The organism is Verrucomicrobiia bacterium, assembly GCA_035495615.1.
In the GTDB taxonomy this organism is placed as follows: Bacteria; Omnitrophota; Omnitrophia; order Omnitrophales; family Aquincolibacteriaceae; genus DATJFP01.
Genome location: DATJFP010000088.1, coordinates 55,010 through 70,025, shown reverse-complemented (window position 1 = coordinate 70,025; position 15,016 = coordinate 55,010). Strand labels below are relative to the sequence as shown.

Here is a 15,016-nt window from a genome sequence, read left to right as displayed (position 1 = left end):
CATCCTCCAGGCTGTCGCCGCGAGCGGGGATATCGAACCCGCTCAGAAGACCGCGGTTTTCCAGGCCGTCTTCCAGGCGGACGTGCGCCGCCACCGCGCTCTTGCCGCGACCGTCAAACTGAGAAACGACAAACGCATCGTGGATATCGATGACGTCTGGCGCAATCTCATCCTGGACGACGACGGAAAGCTCAAAAGCATCGACCCCGGCGCGGTCAGCGGCATTGCCCGCCCTGAATTGCGCGCCGAGACTTCGTCGCACCGCCTGGGCGGGAACTTCCTCTTTTCGGAACTCTATGCCATGTGGTTCATCAAAGTGCGGGATCTGCGCGCCATGGAAGCCCAGGTCCCCGGCCTCGAAGCCATGTACCTGCAGGCGCTGCGCGAGCAGGGTTTTATGCCGCAGCTTTTCGCGGATACGGCGGAAGCGGCCGACCAGCGCGCGACCCTCTACGAACATTACGAGACTTATTACAACCTGGCGCGGGCGCTCGGCGACAAGGAAGGAACCGCGGAGCCCATCGAAGATCATGAGCGGGCCGCGGTGAACGAAGCGGCCGATGCGGTCAACAACATGATCGCCCTTTTCGAGCTTGCCGAGGAGTCGCAGACGATCTTCGCGAAGCTGCCGCGCCTCGAGCAGCCGGACCATCCTCTGACCGCGCGCATCGACGAGATCAGGACGACGCGTGAGCAGATCCACCGCAACATCGGCGTGGCCAAGCAAAAGGAAGCGGAAGTTAAAAAAGGACGGGTGCGCGAGGTTACACAGATCCTGATGGAAAAAGCGGTGAAGCCGTACAACAAGCTTCTGGCCGAGCACAAGGCCTTGATCGAAGATGAAGACATGGAACTCGACGAGGAAGATTATCCCGAGCACCTGCAGGCCATCGAGGACGCGAAGACCGCGATCGAGGCCGGCATCAAGGAGTTCGAGGAAACGGCCCGCGACGAGGGAATTCCGATCCATCCCAAAGCCGCGGACAAGATCGAAGCCATCCGGCACGGGCTCGAGTACATGGCCCGATCGACCAAGGAAAGGCAGGCGGCGGACGAAGCCGCGGCCAAGCGCCAGCGGGGAGTCAACCGCCGCAACATCATCATCGCGGGCGCCGTCGTGGGCGTCGCGGCCGTGATCGCGGGCGGCTACATCTGGAATAAGGAGCGCGCCAAGCGCGCGGCCCAGCAGGCCGCAACGCCCACGCCGGGACAGCCGGGAGACGTGGAACCCGATCTCCTTGATTTTGATCCGGACATCATGCTGCGCCCGGGCCCGATCGACCCGAATGCGCCGCCGCTGGAATTCGATCCGTCGCTCGACGAACTCCTTCGTCCGCGCCCGATCGAGCCGCCTCCGCTGCCGGACATCATGCTGCCGGAGATCGATCCGGAACTTTTGATGCCGCGTTTTGATCTTCTTCCGCCGCCGCCGGGCCTGGGCTTTTTGCGCCCGGAACCGAGGCGTGAGCCGGAAACGGCACGCGAGCAATTCCTTGCCAACCGCTCGCCGGAAACGCCGGTGACAGCCACGGCCGTGCGCCAGGTCAGCCACATGCCCACGCTGCCGGAGGCGGGACGCGTCAATCACTGGATCACGCAGGGGAACAACCGCCGGAGCTTCACCGTGGAGGCCGACGATACTTTCACCCAGACCGCGGATCTTATCGAACTCAACCTCGTCCGCCAGTTCCTGAAGGAGTTTTACCTGGACGATGACAAGTCGGTCTATCCGACCGCGATCGACCCCATCCGTAATTTCCCGGTCTTCCGCAACGAAGACGGCCGCAACCCGGAACAGAACCTGCTCCGCGCTTTAGGCGTGATTCCGAGCGGCGTGACCGGAGCTCCGGCCAACCGCATCCGTCTCGAGAGCCGGCAATTGCGTACACGCCTGCTGCGGCATGAAGCGGACAACCAGGACAAAGTGGCCGCGCTGCACCGGAACGATCCGCGCAGCTTCGACGAATACGACTGGCTCAAGAAAACATTCGAAGGCCTGTTCGCCCGCATGAACCTTTCCGCCGACAATGCCACGGACATCACGCGCAACCAGCGCGTGGGACGCATCCTGCTCCTGCAGTCGATGGTCGCGTCCGCCAAAGGGCGCGATGGCCGCAATCTGCGGACGGTTCTCCGCCGCCTGAACGAAACGGATTTCCAGTCTTTCCGCCGGATCTTCCTGAGTGACCTGGAAAGCGACAAGGACGAGCGCGGCCAGCTCGACCAGCAGTGGGAAGTCCTGAACCTCGCTTCCAAGGTTTCGCGCTCCAGCTACATGGGCTTTATCCTGAGCGAAGCCGTCAGAGACCTCGCCGGGCAAAGGGCCCAGAGGATCCGCGACGTGATCATGTCCGAAGTCACCGAAACGCCGGTCGCCGCGCTCCTGCCGTGGTGGCATCTGTCGGGAGCGGACACGTTCTACCGGGCTTATCAGGTCCGGAGCCTGGCCGTGCACGGCGCCCCGCGCGTCACGCGTTATTCCACGTTCATCAATTCCGCGCAGCTGGGTTCCTCGACGGTGTACTACCGCGCGCCCCAGGAAGCCGCGCGCATCGAGTCGGAACAATCACTCGTCGACTTCCTGCGCGAAGAAGCTTACAGGGTGGCCATGACCCGGATGGTGTACGCGAACCACGACCTGGACTTCCTTAATACTTATAAGCTGGCCAGCCTCGCGTCCCTGCGGGTGCGCGGCGGCGCCCGCGACTCGCTGTACGACACGCCGACGCGCAACAAGGCCCTGCAGATCATTGCCTCGAACCAGTACGAACTCTTCCAGAGAAACGACGTGCCTTACATCCGGCCTTCGCCCGAAATCATCCTGGGCCTCACGCTTTTCCAGCCGCAGGATGAAGAAGCGATCGCCCGCGACGCGGCCATCGGCTTCAAGGCCGCCGTGGACCAGCTGAAAGACCAGCTCAAGCCGAACCTTCTTTTGAACGTCGCAGGCAACCTTGCCAGGACGGCTTATTCTTACATCGATCGGGACACGTTCATCTCCAGCCTCGCGGAAAACCGCGCCGTGATCGTGTGGAATACGTCGGGCCAGAATCTCACGATCCTCGGGCCGCAGGGCCGCGAAACGCTTACCACCACGACGTACCAGCAGCTTCAGCAGAATTACCGCACGGGCCTGGAAGCCATAGGCCGCGAACCCGGCCAGTCGCAGATCACGCGCCTGCGCCAGGTCTTCCACATGTTCCGCGGGCGCGCGACACCGCCGCCCACAACAGCCACCGCGCTGCAGCCGCACGAACAGCAGTTCAAGACGCTGCTCGAACAGCTCGGTCAGGACCAGCCGCGCCTGTACAATTTCAGCGAAGGCTGGGTCGCCACGCCGTATCCGCCGCCGCAGCCTGTCGCCGCGCGCGTGGACCAGACCAAGGAGCCGCTTTACAACCAGATGAGCAAAAAACTCGGGGACATGCTGTTCCTGACCCCCGAATACAGCCGCGCTAAAAACATCCGCAATCTGGCGGAAAGAGACGCGGCCCTGCGCCAGACCAACGCGGACTTCTTCGACCTCTACCGGGCCCAGCTTCCTGACCAGCAGCCGCGCGACGGACGGCCGGCGCCGTACGACATCAGCAACGACGGGTTCGCTCAGATGTACGAAAACGTCTTCGGCCGCGAATTCTTCGAATTGTACGTGCCGCAATTCATGACCGGCAATGCCCAGACCATTTTTACGATCGACCGCGGCGGCCAGCTCATTCCCAACAACGTCCAGGCGCAGAACCAGTACAACGCGCTGGAAGCGTGGCTGCGCGAGCGCGTCCGTGTCGGCAGGCTCCCGCATCCGTTTGGGGCCGAAATCGGAAGAACCCTTCAGCTGCTCGACATGATCGAACGCGGCAATGCCGGCGACCGCCGCGCGTTCGAAGCCGCGCTCGCCATCGTCGAAAGCCAGGGCGCGCAGTATTTTCCGATCCTGGGCGAGGCGGGCCTGCTCGAAAAAGACCTGCTCGACATCCTGAGCGGCAACAACGAAAGGGTCCGCCGCGTCACGCGCCGTCTGCGCGGCGACCTGGTGCAGTGGACGAGCCAGATGGTTCTTCAGTACTGGGTCAACATGCGCATGGCGTGGGTGATCAGCACGCGCGAGATCGCCGACAAGCGGAACATCCCGGTTTTCGAAGGCGAGGGCGGGGACCGCCGCGTCACGCAGGCGTTCAAAGACTTCTTCCACGGCCGCCTGCGCAACATCCGCGAGATGCTCCCGGACCTCGAGCGTCTTTACGGCCGCAGGCTGAACATCGCCGACCCGTATTTCCGCGACCAGTCGATCGTCTCCAGGATCGAAGAAGATTTCTCGGCGCTCGGCTACGACTACAACACGATGAAGCTCGACCTGCGCATCGCGCACGAATTGCAGAACGACGAGCTGGCCCAGCGCTACATCTACCGCCTGCGGACAAGCGGCGACGAAGAATGGACGAACTGGTCGGATGTTCCCGAAGAGGAACGCGTCCTGCGCGTCGAACGCAATCCGCGCCTCGACCCCACCAAGAAAAAGGAGCGCGAACTCATCAAGGAACAGATGGAAGCGGCGCCGTTCAACATGGGCATGCTGCTCGCCCTGGCCGCGGACGTGATCCGCGAAACGCCCGCGGACACCAACAACCGCGACGCCGTCGTGAATTTCCGCAAACGCCTGCAGGCGGCCGTCGATTACATCGAAGCCGACCCCGAGAGGATCAAGACGGATCCCTCGAGCGGGAAAAACCATTTGAACCAGCTGCTGAACGCGGTCGCTTCGCTGGCCAACATCCGCAACCGCGCGCTCGGGCTGCGTCAGCCGGTCCTGCCGGACGAACCGTCCTTCGACGAATTGCCGCAGATCACCAAAGGTGAAGTGAGCGCGCTTCTGAACGCCATCATCGAAAGGGCGCGGCTCATCACGGGCGCCGACGGGGCCGCGAGAAACCAGCGCATCTCCGCGGCAAGAGCCGACCACCGCAACGAACTCGGCCGCGTCGCGCTGCTGAAAGACATTTTCATCGACTACGGCCGCCGCGCGCGTGTTCCCGCGGATGGCGCCGCGAATCCGACGCGCTTCAACCGCGCGGACGCGACGCAGCCCCGCCAGCTCCTTTTCGAACTGCGTAACCCGCAGAACGACACCCTGCAGACCAAGCACGCGTTCGACTGGGCCCGTGAATTGTCGCGCGGCTTCTACCGGACGCTTTTCCCGACCGACCCGAACATCCCGGAAAACATCACGCCGGAGATGTATTACTCGAACCCGCGCGTCCGCGCTTACGTGAACTCGATCTTGACGCTCGGCTACCGCTCCGACCAGCGGGACCGTAACGTGGGCGAAGTGCTGCGCGAAGGCCTGGAGATGGTGCGCGCGATCAACCGCATCGGACGCCGCGCCGACATCGCCGACCTGCGCGAACGTTTCATGCGCCGCGCCTTCCGCCGCCTCAAAGCGCTGCAGGGCGTGAATGTCGAAAACCCCGACGGCTCTTTCGTCCGTCCCGAATTCCAGACCGAGTACGACCAGTTCAAGGCCGAACTTCCGGACAACAGCTATTACCAGGGCCTTTACTTCAGCTTCTGGCGCGACGAATACGAAAGGATTTACGAGCAGACCCTCGAGCAGGAACGCAACATGGAAAAGAAGGGCATGGGGATGGGCATGGGGGCGCTGTGGTTCGGCAAGAACGCCCTTGAAATGGCCCAGGCCGGAGATTTCGGCCGCCGCGAATTTTTGCAGGGCATCTTTACCGGCATGCGTTCCGGCCTTCGCGTCAACGAGACGATGCCGCGCGCGGAACTGCGGACGCAGTCGGCCGCGCTCGAAACCGCGATCCAGGCTGTCCTTCGCCGCTACGAGCGCAAGCCGCCCGACATCCAGGGCATGCTCAAGCTCGGCGTGAATCCGGACCGGGAACGGATCATTTTGCGCATCCGCGCGGAATTCGGCTACTCGGAAGAAGACTTGAAAGACCTGGCGCGCGCCACGGGCTTCGATTACAACGATCCGGACGTGAAGAAGTGGCAGTTCATCTACTCGGAGCTTGAAAAAGAATTCGAAGCGCATTACAAACGCGCGGACCAGCAGCCGCACGAAGGCCCGGATGAGCAGCCCAAGACGTTCTGGGGCAGATTCCTGTACCGGGGATACCGCATCGCGCGCTGGTTTGTCATGGCCGGCCCGCACCTCCTGGACCAGTTCTTCTACGGTTATTTCCGCCGCGCGATCATTTTCGGATTTTTCCGCGGCGGGCTCACGATCCGCGGCTATACGATCATCAGCGCGGTCGAAGCCATGGACCGTTCTTCGTCGATCCACGCGCTGGCCGGCGCCATGCTTGCCGCCAACAAGGCGGGTTACGACCGCCAGTTCACGGACTGGCGCAAAGGCGGCCTGGCCGAGAAGGGGATTTACCACCTGTTCCTGCGCTGGAAGCCGGTGGTGTCCGTCCTGAACGGACTCCAGTACGGCAATCGCTGGTACAACACGGTTTACCGCGTCGTCCAAAAATTGATTTTGAAGCCGCTCGTCTTCCCGGCCCTGACATTCATCCAGAAGAGGACCATGATGGCCCTCATCGGCGCGCTCGGCCTCGCCCTGATTTCCTTTGCCCTTCCCGCGGGCATCGCGGGCGCGAGCCTCCTGGGTTTTGTCGGCTCGTATCTTACGGTCAGCACGGCGGGCATTCCGATCATCGGCATCGCGGTGCAGGCGTTTGTCCATGCCTTCACGGTTTCCGGCTTCCTTAATACGGCTTTCCTGTCCATGGTCCTCACGATTCCGAATTTCGCGCGGTCCTTCTCGAACCAGTACCTGGACGGCCTCCTGCTCGCGCAGATGCCCGCGCTCAAAGGATTGGAATCGCTCGATTACGGCGCGGTGCGGAATTTCATGCTGAAGGCGTCGCAGGACGACAGCGGCATCTCCACGGAACAGAAGGCGGACATCTACCGTTCGCTCGAAGCGCTCGAACCGTTCATCCGTTACAGCGTGGACTCGGAAATGCGCGTTCTTCGCGCGCTGCTCGGCATGGCCGACGAACCTCGGCCCGTCGAGGCGGTGCCGCCTGCCGCGCCCCGCGCGCCTCCGACCGTAATCATTCCGACGCTCGCACAGCGCTTCGCGTACGCGCCTGCCATTGGCTTGTTCCGGACCCTGTCATCCGGAAAGTTCTGGCTGCAATTCATCCGTACCTTCGGCATGATGCTGACGGTCGGCGCGGAAATCGCGGTGCTGGCCGGCGGTCATCCCGACGCCCAGGGCAATGTCCACGATTACGGCCTCGCGCAATACATCGGCAAGGGCACTTCCTGGGTCTTCACGCAGATCCGCGGCGATAACGTCGACGTCACCAACGCCGTTGCTTCGCCCGTCACGTTCGTCGAGCATCACGCGATCAACGTCGGCCATGACATCCTGGGCTGGGCTCAGGACAAAACCGGAATCACGGTGGCGGACTCGGTGATGCGCTTCAGCGCGACTGTTCTCGGCGTCGTCGGCGTGCATACCGAAGTCGGCGACCTCTCGCGGTCCGGATGGAGCTCGAAGGAAATCCAGGTTTATCAGTCCATGAGCGCGAGCGTCGACCGTCTGGACGCGGGGGCAGACCGGGACGCCGCCGAACGCGTTCTGGCGCAGGCCCGCAACGCGCGCGCGCCGGAAGACCGCCTGCGCGATTTCGGCAGGGCCCAATCGCTCGTCATGATGGGCAACGTCTCCCATGCCACGGACCGCATGGAAGAAAACGGCGAAGACGTTTCCACGATCAAACCCTCAGTCGTCGCGCTCCGCGGCGTGCTCAACTCCGGCCGGGAAATGCCGCCGGAACTGACGACCGCCGCGATTCACGAACTCGCCCGCCAGGTGGACGTGGATCCCATGACAGGCGTCAGGGCCGCGCCGATTCTCGCGCCGCTCCGCCCGCCGGTGCAGGATGCAGGCTCGGCCGGCATGATGGCGCTTCCTTTAGTCTTGTTGATCTTTGGACAGATGGATACGGACACGGGGCCCGCGGGACCCGCAGGCCCGGCTGGACCGGCTCCCGATGCCGCGGACGTGCAGCGACTGGTGGATCAGTTCGACGACGTCCTCGATGCCCGCAGCGGCGACCGCTCCATGGTCATCGATCCCAGGACCGGTTTCCCGTATTCAGTTTACGGCCCGGACCAGACCGCGCCGCGTCAGACCACGCAGCCCACCGAAATCGGCGCGCTTCTCGAATATTACGGCCACGTCCAGGCGCGCGACGTGAACAGCCGCGTGGCGCCCGAAGACCGCGCCCGTGCGGCCGCGCAATCCCGGCTCATTTTGCAAACGCTTGTCCGCCTGCAGGGCAACCCGCAGTCGAGCTGGAACGGGCTGATCCCCGGGCTTCACCTCGACCGCGCGGACCCGCGCCCGCAAAGCGGCGACATCTCGTTCGTCGACAATGCCCACCTCACCGCGTCGCTCGCGCGCTATGCCGGCAGTCTGATCCGCGAAATCGCCCGCCTGCGCGCCGCGGGCGAAGAAATCCCGCGCGAATTGACCGACCTGCGCGACCAGGCGATCGCGGCGATCAACGCCCAGCGGGAAGGCTACCGCGCCATGCTGAACGGCGACCGGCACCTGTTCCACACTTCGGCGCGCGTGACGTTCATGCCGCGCGCGGACCTTCAGCGCGTCACGCTGAGCGAGAATCTCCGCACCGATCTTTTCGCCGAAGATTCCGCCGACATCGCGCTCATCGTGACGCTCTTCGACGTCGACTCGCGCGCTTTCACGGGGCTGACGCCCACGTTCACGGCCTCGGATTACCGTTTCGCCGGAGGCTCGACCGCGCGCGTCGCGACGACATCCACCGGCGGCGCGTCCGGCATGAGCTACAACGCCCCGATCTGGGCGCAGATGAACATTCCGGGATTCCGCGAAATGCAGGCCAATTATTTCCGCGCCATGATGGACGACGCAAGGCAGAACGGGCGCCCTGGCGTTTTCAGCCCGTCCGCGGTTTCCGGTCCGTTCGGCGCTTTCGATCCGAACATGGGCAACAGCGCGTTCCGCTCGCAATCGGGCACTCCGCGCATGGACCATCTGACCGTCACGCCGGTCGCGGCATTCGCGAGCCAGCATCCCGAAGCCGTCGCCACGTGGATCCGCAATTTCCAGGGCCAGGGACCCAACGGGCCTTTTGATTCGCAGGACGGCGGCGGCACGGCCGTACGCACGTACGTGATGGCCAATCACCTGAGGAGCCTGAACGGCCTGATCGGCCGCCAGGGCGAATCGCAAATGGCCTTTTTGCGCGAACGGTCGCGGCTGGACGCTTTCGCCATGCTGCACCGCGACGCGCTTTCCGCCTGGCGCACGGCCAACCGCATTCCGCCGGGCGCGGACGTCGAAGTCCGCGGCGTCGTTGCCGCTCCGCCCGCGAGGGCAGGGGCGCCGTTCGGAGGGGCGCCTCAGATCGCGCCTCCGCCGACCACCGCGGACGGCCCTGAACTGCGCCTGCCGTCCCTGACGCTGGAAGCTTCGGAATCGCGCACGCGCCAGATCGACTATTATCTCGCCAACAACGACCGCCTCGTCACCGCGCTCCGCAACGCCCAGCAGTACTATGAAGCGATTCTCGGCGCGGACGCGTTCGGCGAAGGCAAACTGCCGCGCCTGACCGGTTACATCGGCAAAGACGGACGCGTCGACCGCCGTCTTTTCTCGGACCAGCAGGCGAGCGGCCTCCTGAACGGTTTCCTTGCCGGCGCCGCGCTTGAAGCCCGCGTCCAGCCGGGCTGGAACAACGCGCAGATCCAGCGGCATTGGGACGAACTCTTCACGCGTTACATGGAAAAGGTGCGCCTGCGCGTTCCCCGGCTGCAGTGGGTGTTCCGCGATCCGACGCGCCGCGCCGAAGCTCTCCGCGAGGCCGACCGGCTCCTGAATTTCCGCCTCGAAGGCCGCGGCGACAACCGGCTCACGGTCGGTGAAAATTTTGCCAGCGATCCCCGCACGCTCGGCGCGGTGCTCGGCTGGGTGCAGTTCCGCACGGAATATCTCGTCGATTACCAGGCGAGCTGGCGCGCGACGAGCGGCATTGTCGACGACGTCCTGCGCGTCCTGCCCGCCATCGACGCCAATCCGTCCGCGCGCCTTGATTTCTACCGCACGGTCGGGCAGCTGCAGCTCTTCAACGATACCGGCGACGCGGCCGCGGCCCGCACGCGCGGCGCTTCCATCACGGGACTGAACAGCTTTTACCGCTCGGACGACGGCTGGAACTTCCTCATCGGTTATACCGCGTTTCTGTCCATCGAAGCGCGCAAGGAGAACTTCGTGACGACGGGAGCGCCGCTTTCCGACGTGCAGCGGTTCACGGCGCATACTCGCAATCTGGCGCACATGATCTTCAACCTGCGCCCGCAGCTGGTGCAGTATTACCAGGGCATCAACCTCGGCACGCTGGTCGCTCCTTTTGCTTCGGACGCCGCGCTGCGCGCCATGAGCCCCGCCGACCGCGGCCGCATGTGGGGCCTTTTCGATTCCCGCGTGCGCATGATCGAGGAAGTCAACCGCAGGATCGACCTCCCGGCCGCGGACATCACGCAGACCATGACCGATCTTCTCCGCGTCCAGAGCGCCGCGCGCGATCATTGGCCCGGACGCGGCAACGGCGGCCTGACCGACGGTGAGGTCAAGTACTTCTACCTTTATTATTACCGCACTTATCAGATCCCCGAAGAGGGGACGGACCGCTCCTACGCCCAGCTTCTCGGCACCCGCTTCACGATCGAGGATTTCTTCAAGCTCGTCCAGTTCGCCCAGAACGTCCGGCGCCTCTCGGCCCAGAACGATTCCGGCTTCACGACGCGGCCCGGCCTGGTCACCGAGCTGCAGGCCTGGCGCGCCGGCACCGCGCCGCGCCCGGCGTGGGTGACCGACGACGACCTGGTAGGCTCCGCCGAAAACCCCAGCCTGGTCGACCTGATCCTCGGCAATCCGGACCGCGACATTCGGGAAGGTCTCAGCCAGCAAATGGTGCTGCCCGGCGACGCCGTGCAGCTCGCCACGCAGTTCCTGCGCGACCAGCGCGGCCAGATGCGCAGCTACAGCCTTTCCGGCCAGCCATTCCAGTTCGCGGACATCGACCAGGCGCGGCAGTTCTTCATGGACCGCGGCCGCACGGAAATGCTGCTGCAGGCCGTGTACATGCGCTATCACCGCCAGGGCGGCGTGCACCAGCGCCTGGAACTCGCCGACCTCTCGTCGTGGATCACGCTCGTCCGTTCCCGGATCGTTTCCGACAGCGAAGAAGCCAGCGTCCACATCATCGCCGGCCTCCTGCGCGACGACGGCTTCGTCATGGAGCAGGAAAGGCTGGCCATCGAGGAAATCCGCCGCACCTACGGGGATGCGGCCGCCGACCAGTTCCCGGTCATGGACCCGTGGCAGCGCCTCGGTTTTGTCGTGCGCATGCACGAGCTCGGCCGCGACCGCCAGTGGATCGTCGAATATTTCCAGGACGTGCTCAACATCCAGAAGGCTTCTTACGAATACCTGCACGTCTTCATCGACGCGCTCAACATCAGCTCGGCCGTGCAGCGTTTCCGCCGCGAAGGCGAGGGCAGGGCCGCCAGCGAGCCCATGAACCCCGTGCAGATTTTCCAGATGCGGCGCTTCTTCGAAGTCGTGGCGCGCGGCGACTCCAGCTACCGCGACCTCGGGCCGCAGGGCAACATGGAGCGCCGCCTGCTGTGGACCTGGGCCAACATCTTCCATGAAGTGCCGGACCAGGCCACGACCGACCGCGTGTCCGCGGCCTGGACGCGCATCATGCGGATGCCCGGATTCCAGGCGCTGTCGCCGAACTACCGCGAGGCCGCGCAGCGCGAACTCATCGCGCGTCTCAGCATGGCGGACCAGACCTTTGCCTCGGGATTCGGCCACCAGGTGTACCTGCAATTCGGCCCGGACCAGGAAGTCTCGCAGTACGTCCGTCCGGGCCGCGGGGAAATTTTCAACCTGCTGCTTGAGCCGCGCCTTTCCACCAACGGGCCGCTCCTCGACTTGATTGCGCGCATGCCGCAGCGTCAGCGCGAGGCGGAGGTTCTGCGCAACAGAACCTACCGCGAAACGCAGGCCGTCCGCGACCTTTGGACATTGCGCGCGGACCAGCGCACGGCGCTGCGCGGCCGCATTCCGGCGGGAGAGACTCCGGAAACCTTAGCCCAGAAGATCCAGGAATCGTACCAGCGCTACCTGCAGCGCCCCGACATCCGCGACCGCGGCTACCCGGCTTCGCTCGGTCAATTCGACGTCAGCTACTACGTGAACGTCATGATCGAACAGGGCCGCTCCGTCGACGACGTCGTGATGCAATACGTCACCATCCAGAACGAGGTGGAGCGCATCTACCGCCAGGTCTATAACCTGCCCCGCGACCCGCGGGAACGCCTGCCGCTTTATCACCGCTCGCGCATCACTGCTTTTTCGCAGCGCCTTTACGACACGTGGGGATTCACCGATCCCGATCAGCGCCAGCAGGTCGTCAACCGCCTGGGTTTCAGCGTGGACGCGGTCATCCTGCGCGACGTGCAGGACCTGCAGATCGTGCTCGACAGCGCGCGTCAGCTCCAGACCGCGCTCAACGAAGCCGGCTATCCGGTCACCGACGACCAGGCCTACCGGATGGCGGACAATACCCGCAACGCCGGCGTCAGGCTCGAGGATTTGCTGGCGTGGGTAAGGATGGCGCGCGAAATTCAGCAGCTCAGCACGCAGCGGCTGCGGCAGATCGCGCGGGACAACCATCAAACCGTTCCGATCCAGGTCATCAATGCCGAACGCACGCGCCTTCAGGCCGAAGTCACGCGTCTCACGCCGCTCGCGGCCGCGGACGCATCGCTGCGTCCCCAGCTCGAAGCGGCCCAGAGGGCGGTCACGGATTTCGAGCGCAATCCCGCGGATTTCATCATCCGGCAGGAACGCGCGAAGCGGGAAGCGGCCGTTACCCAGGCCATCGCGGTATCGCTCGTCGATCCGACGGTCGGCGGCGTCCTGCTTCAGCGGGCCCGCGCCGATCTCGCGGACTTCAACCGCGATCCCATTGTCGCCATGCACTGGTACGAATTCCCGATCGATCACGCGCTTTATCTCGCGGACGTGTGGCTGAAGATTGGTCTGGCCGAGCGGCCCGTGACTCCTTACGTGACCGACCGCGAACTGAACGAAATGGTGACCCAGCAGCTCACGCGCATCGTCAGCCAGCAGCTTTCGCGGCTGGATACCGAGAATCTCGGCCGCGCCCGCTACTGGCTCGGCGGCCGCTCGTTGACCGACCCGGCCATCGTGGCCGCGCTGGTCGACAGAATCCGCCGCGGCGAACTCCTGCCCAACGACATCCGGCTGCTTGTCGATGACGTGATGGAAGCGCACCAGCGTCTGCGCATCGTGAGCGCCCAGGCCCAGATCAACATTCTTTATCCGGGCCGTTACTTCCAGCAGGCGACCGATCCGACGACGGTTCCCGACTCGATTCCCGCGCTCACGCAGACCGAACTCCTGCTGCTGATGGACATCCGCGGCGACGTGCGCCGCAGGGTGGGTATCCTGCAGGTGCTGCGCGAGACCCGCGGCGACCTGCCTCCGGGCGAGGAAATGCGTTCGGACGCCGAAGAACTTTTCATTACGTATGCCGAGCGCAGCGTCAACAAAGCGCACCGGCAGGAGATCGAACGCCGCCTGCAGCGCTTCCTGCCCGAAGAAGAACGTTCGGGCGTCTGGGGCTTTTTCCGCAGCCTGTACGACCTGAACAAGCCGGGGACACTGGCCACGCATGCGCTGGTCATCCTGGGGCTTGTGCTCGCGCGCTTTGTGATGCAGCTCTTCAGCCTTTCCACGCTGCGCAAGCCGTTCTACCGCGTGGGCGTGGCCTGGCGCGAAGCCGCCAAAAATAATCCGTACGCGAACATCGGCAAGCGCCTTACGGTCATGGGCGTGCTCACCGGGCTCACACTGGGCCTCATCGGTTATTTCGCCGCGCAATTCCTGGTGCCGGCTGTCCTTCTGCTCGGAGGCCTGTTGTCCGCGGCCTTCCTGGCCTACCGGCTGCTTTCGGTCATCGACGCGGATTACCGGCCGCAGGTCGCGAAATTTTCGATCATCGGCATCACGGGCGCCGCGGTCCTGATCATTCAACTCCTGCTGCCCGCCTTCCTGCCGCTGGCCGCCATCGTGTATGGCCTGGCGATCCTGCTCGCGGGCGAAATGGTTTCCGCGGGATTTATCCCGACGCTTACCGGCGCGCTCATCGACCTGCTGGTCCCGCAGTCGATCTGGGGCAGGACCAACGACTTTCCGGGCCCGAACGTGGAAAGAAGGATCTCGATTTTCGGCTGGCACCTGTTCACGCTGCACGTCCCGGCCTCCGTGGGCAAGTTCGGCAAGGCCACGCTCTGGCAGCTCTTCCATTCCGGCATTCTCTTCGGCACGCTGTGGTACGTGTTCGGTTACATGTTCAGCCAGAACCCGCTCGTCATCGACACGGCGCTGACGCTGATCAAGGGCGGCATTTTCTCCGGCTACCTGATCCTGGGCGCCAACCTCTTTTCCGTGATCGCGACCTTCTATCTTCTGCGCATCATCATCACGCTGGGCTTCAGCCTCGTGACCTGGATGTTCTCGTTCGGCAGCATGGAGCGCGGGCTGCCTGAAGTCGGCAAAAAAGAAATCGACCAGAGCGCGATCACCTACGTCGCGCGCATCACCGAACTCGATATCGTGATGGACAGCGCGCGCAAGAGCATGCAGGGCATTCTCGACACCGCGGACCCGGACGATCCGGACCCGCTTCACAACATGCGCGTCATTTTCGACGGCGGTACTTCCGACGGCCAGTGGCCGCAGATCCAGCGCATCCTGGACGCGGGCTGGGCCGCGGCCAACGGCGACATGTCGCGCCTCCTCGCGCTCAGCGACCCGCGCGAGCAGCGCACGGCGCGCCTGGCCTACGAGTTGTGGCGCGATTTCGGCAAAGACAAGTTCTACGTGTTCCCGCGCCAG

Annotated in this window: 1 protein-coding gene (only partly in view); it reads left to right on the top strand. The window is 64.2% G+C overall.

The whole window is internal to a hypothetical protein gene (locus VL688_11115) on the top strand: the coding sequence, 71,880 nt in all, runs 20,267 nt past the left edge and 36,597 nt past the right edge, and what appears here is coding positions 20,268-35,283 — codons 6,756 (partial) to 11,761 (complete); the first complete codon in view begins at position 2. Both codon boundaries (start and stop) fall beyond the window edges.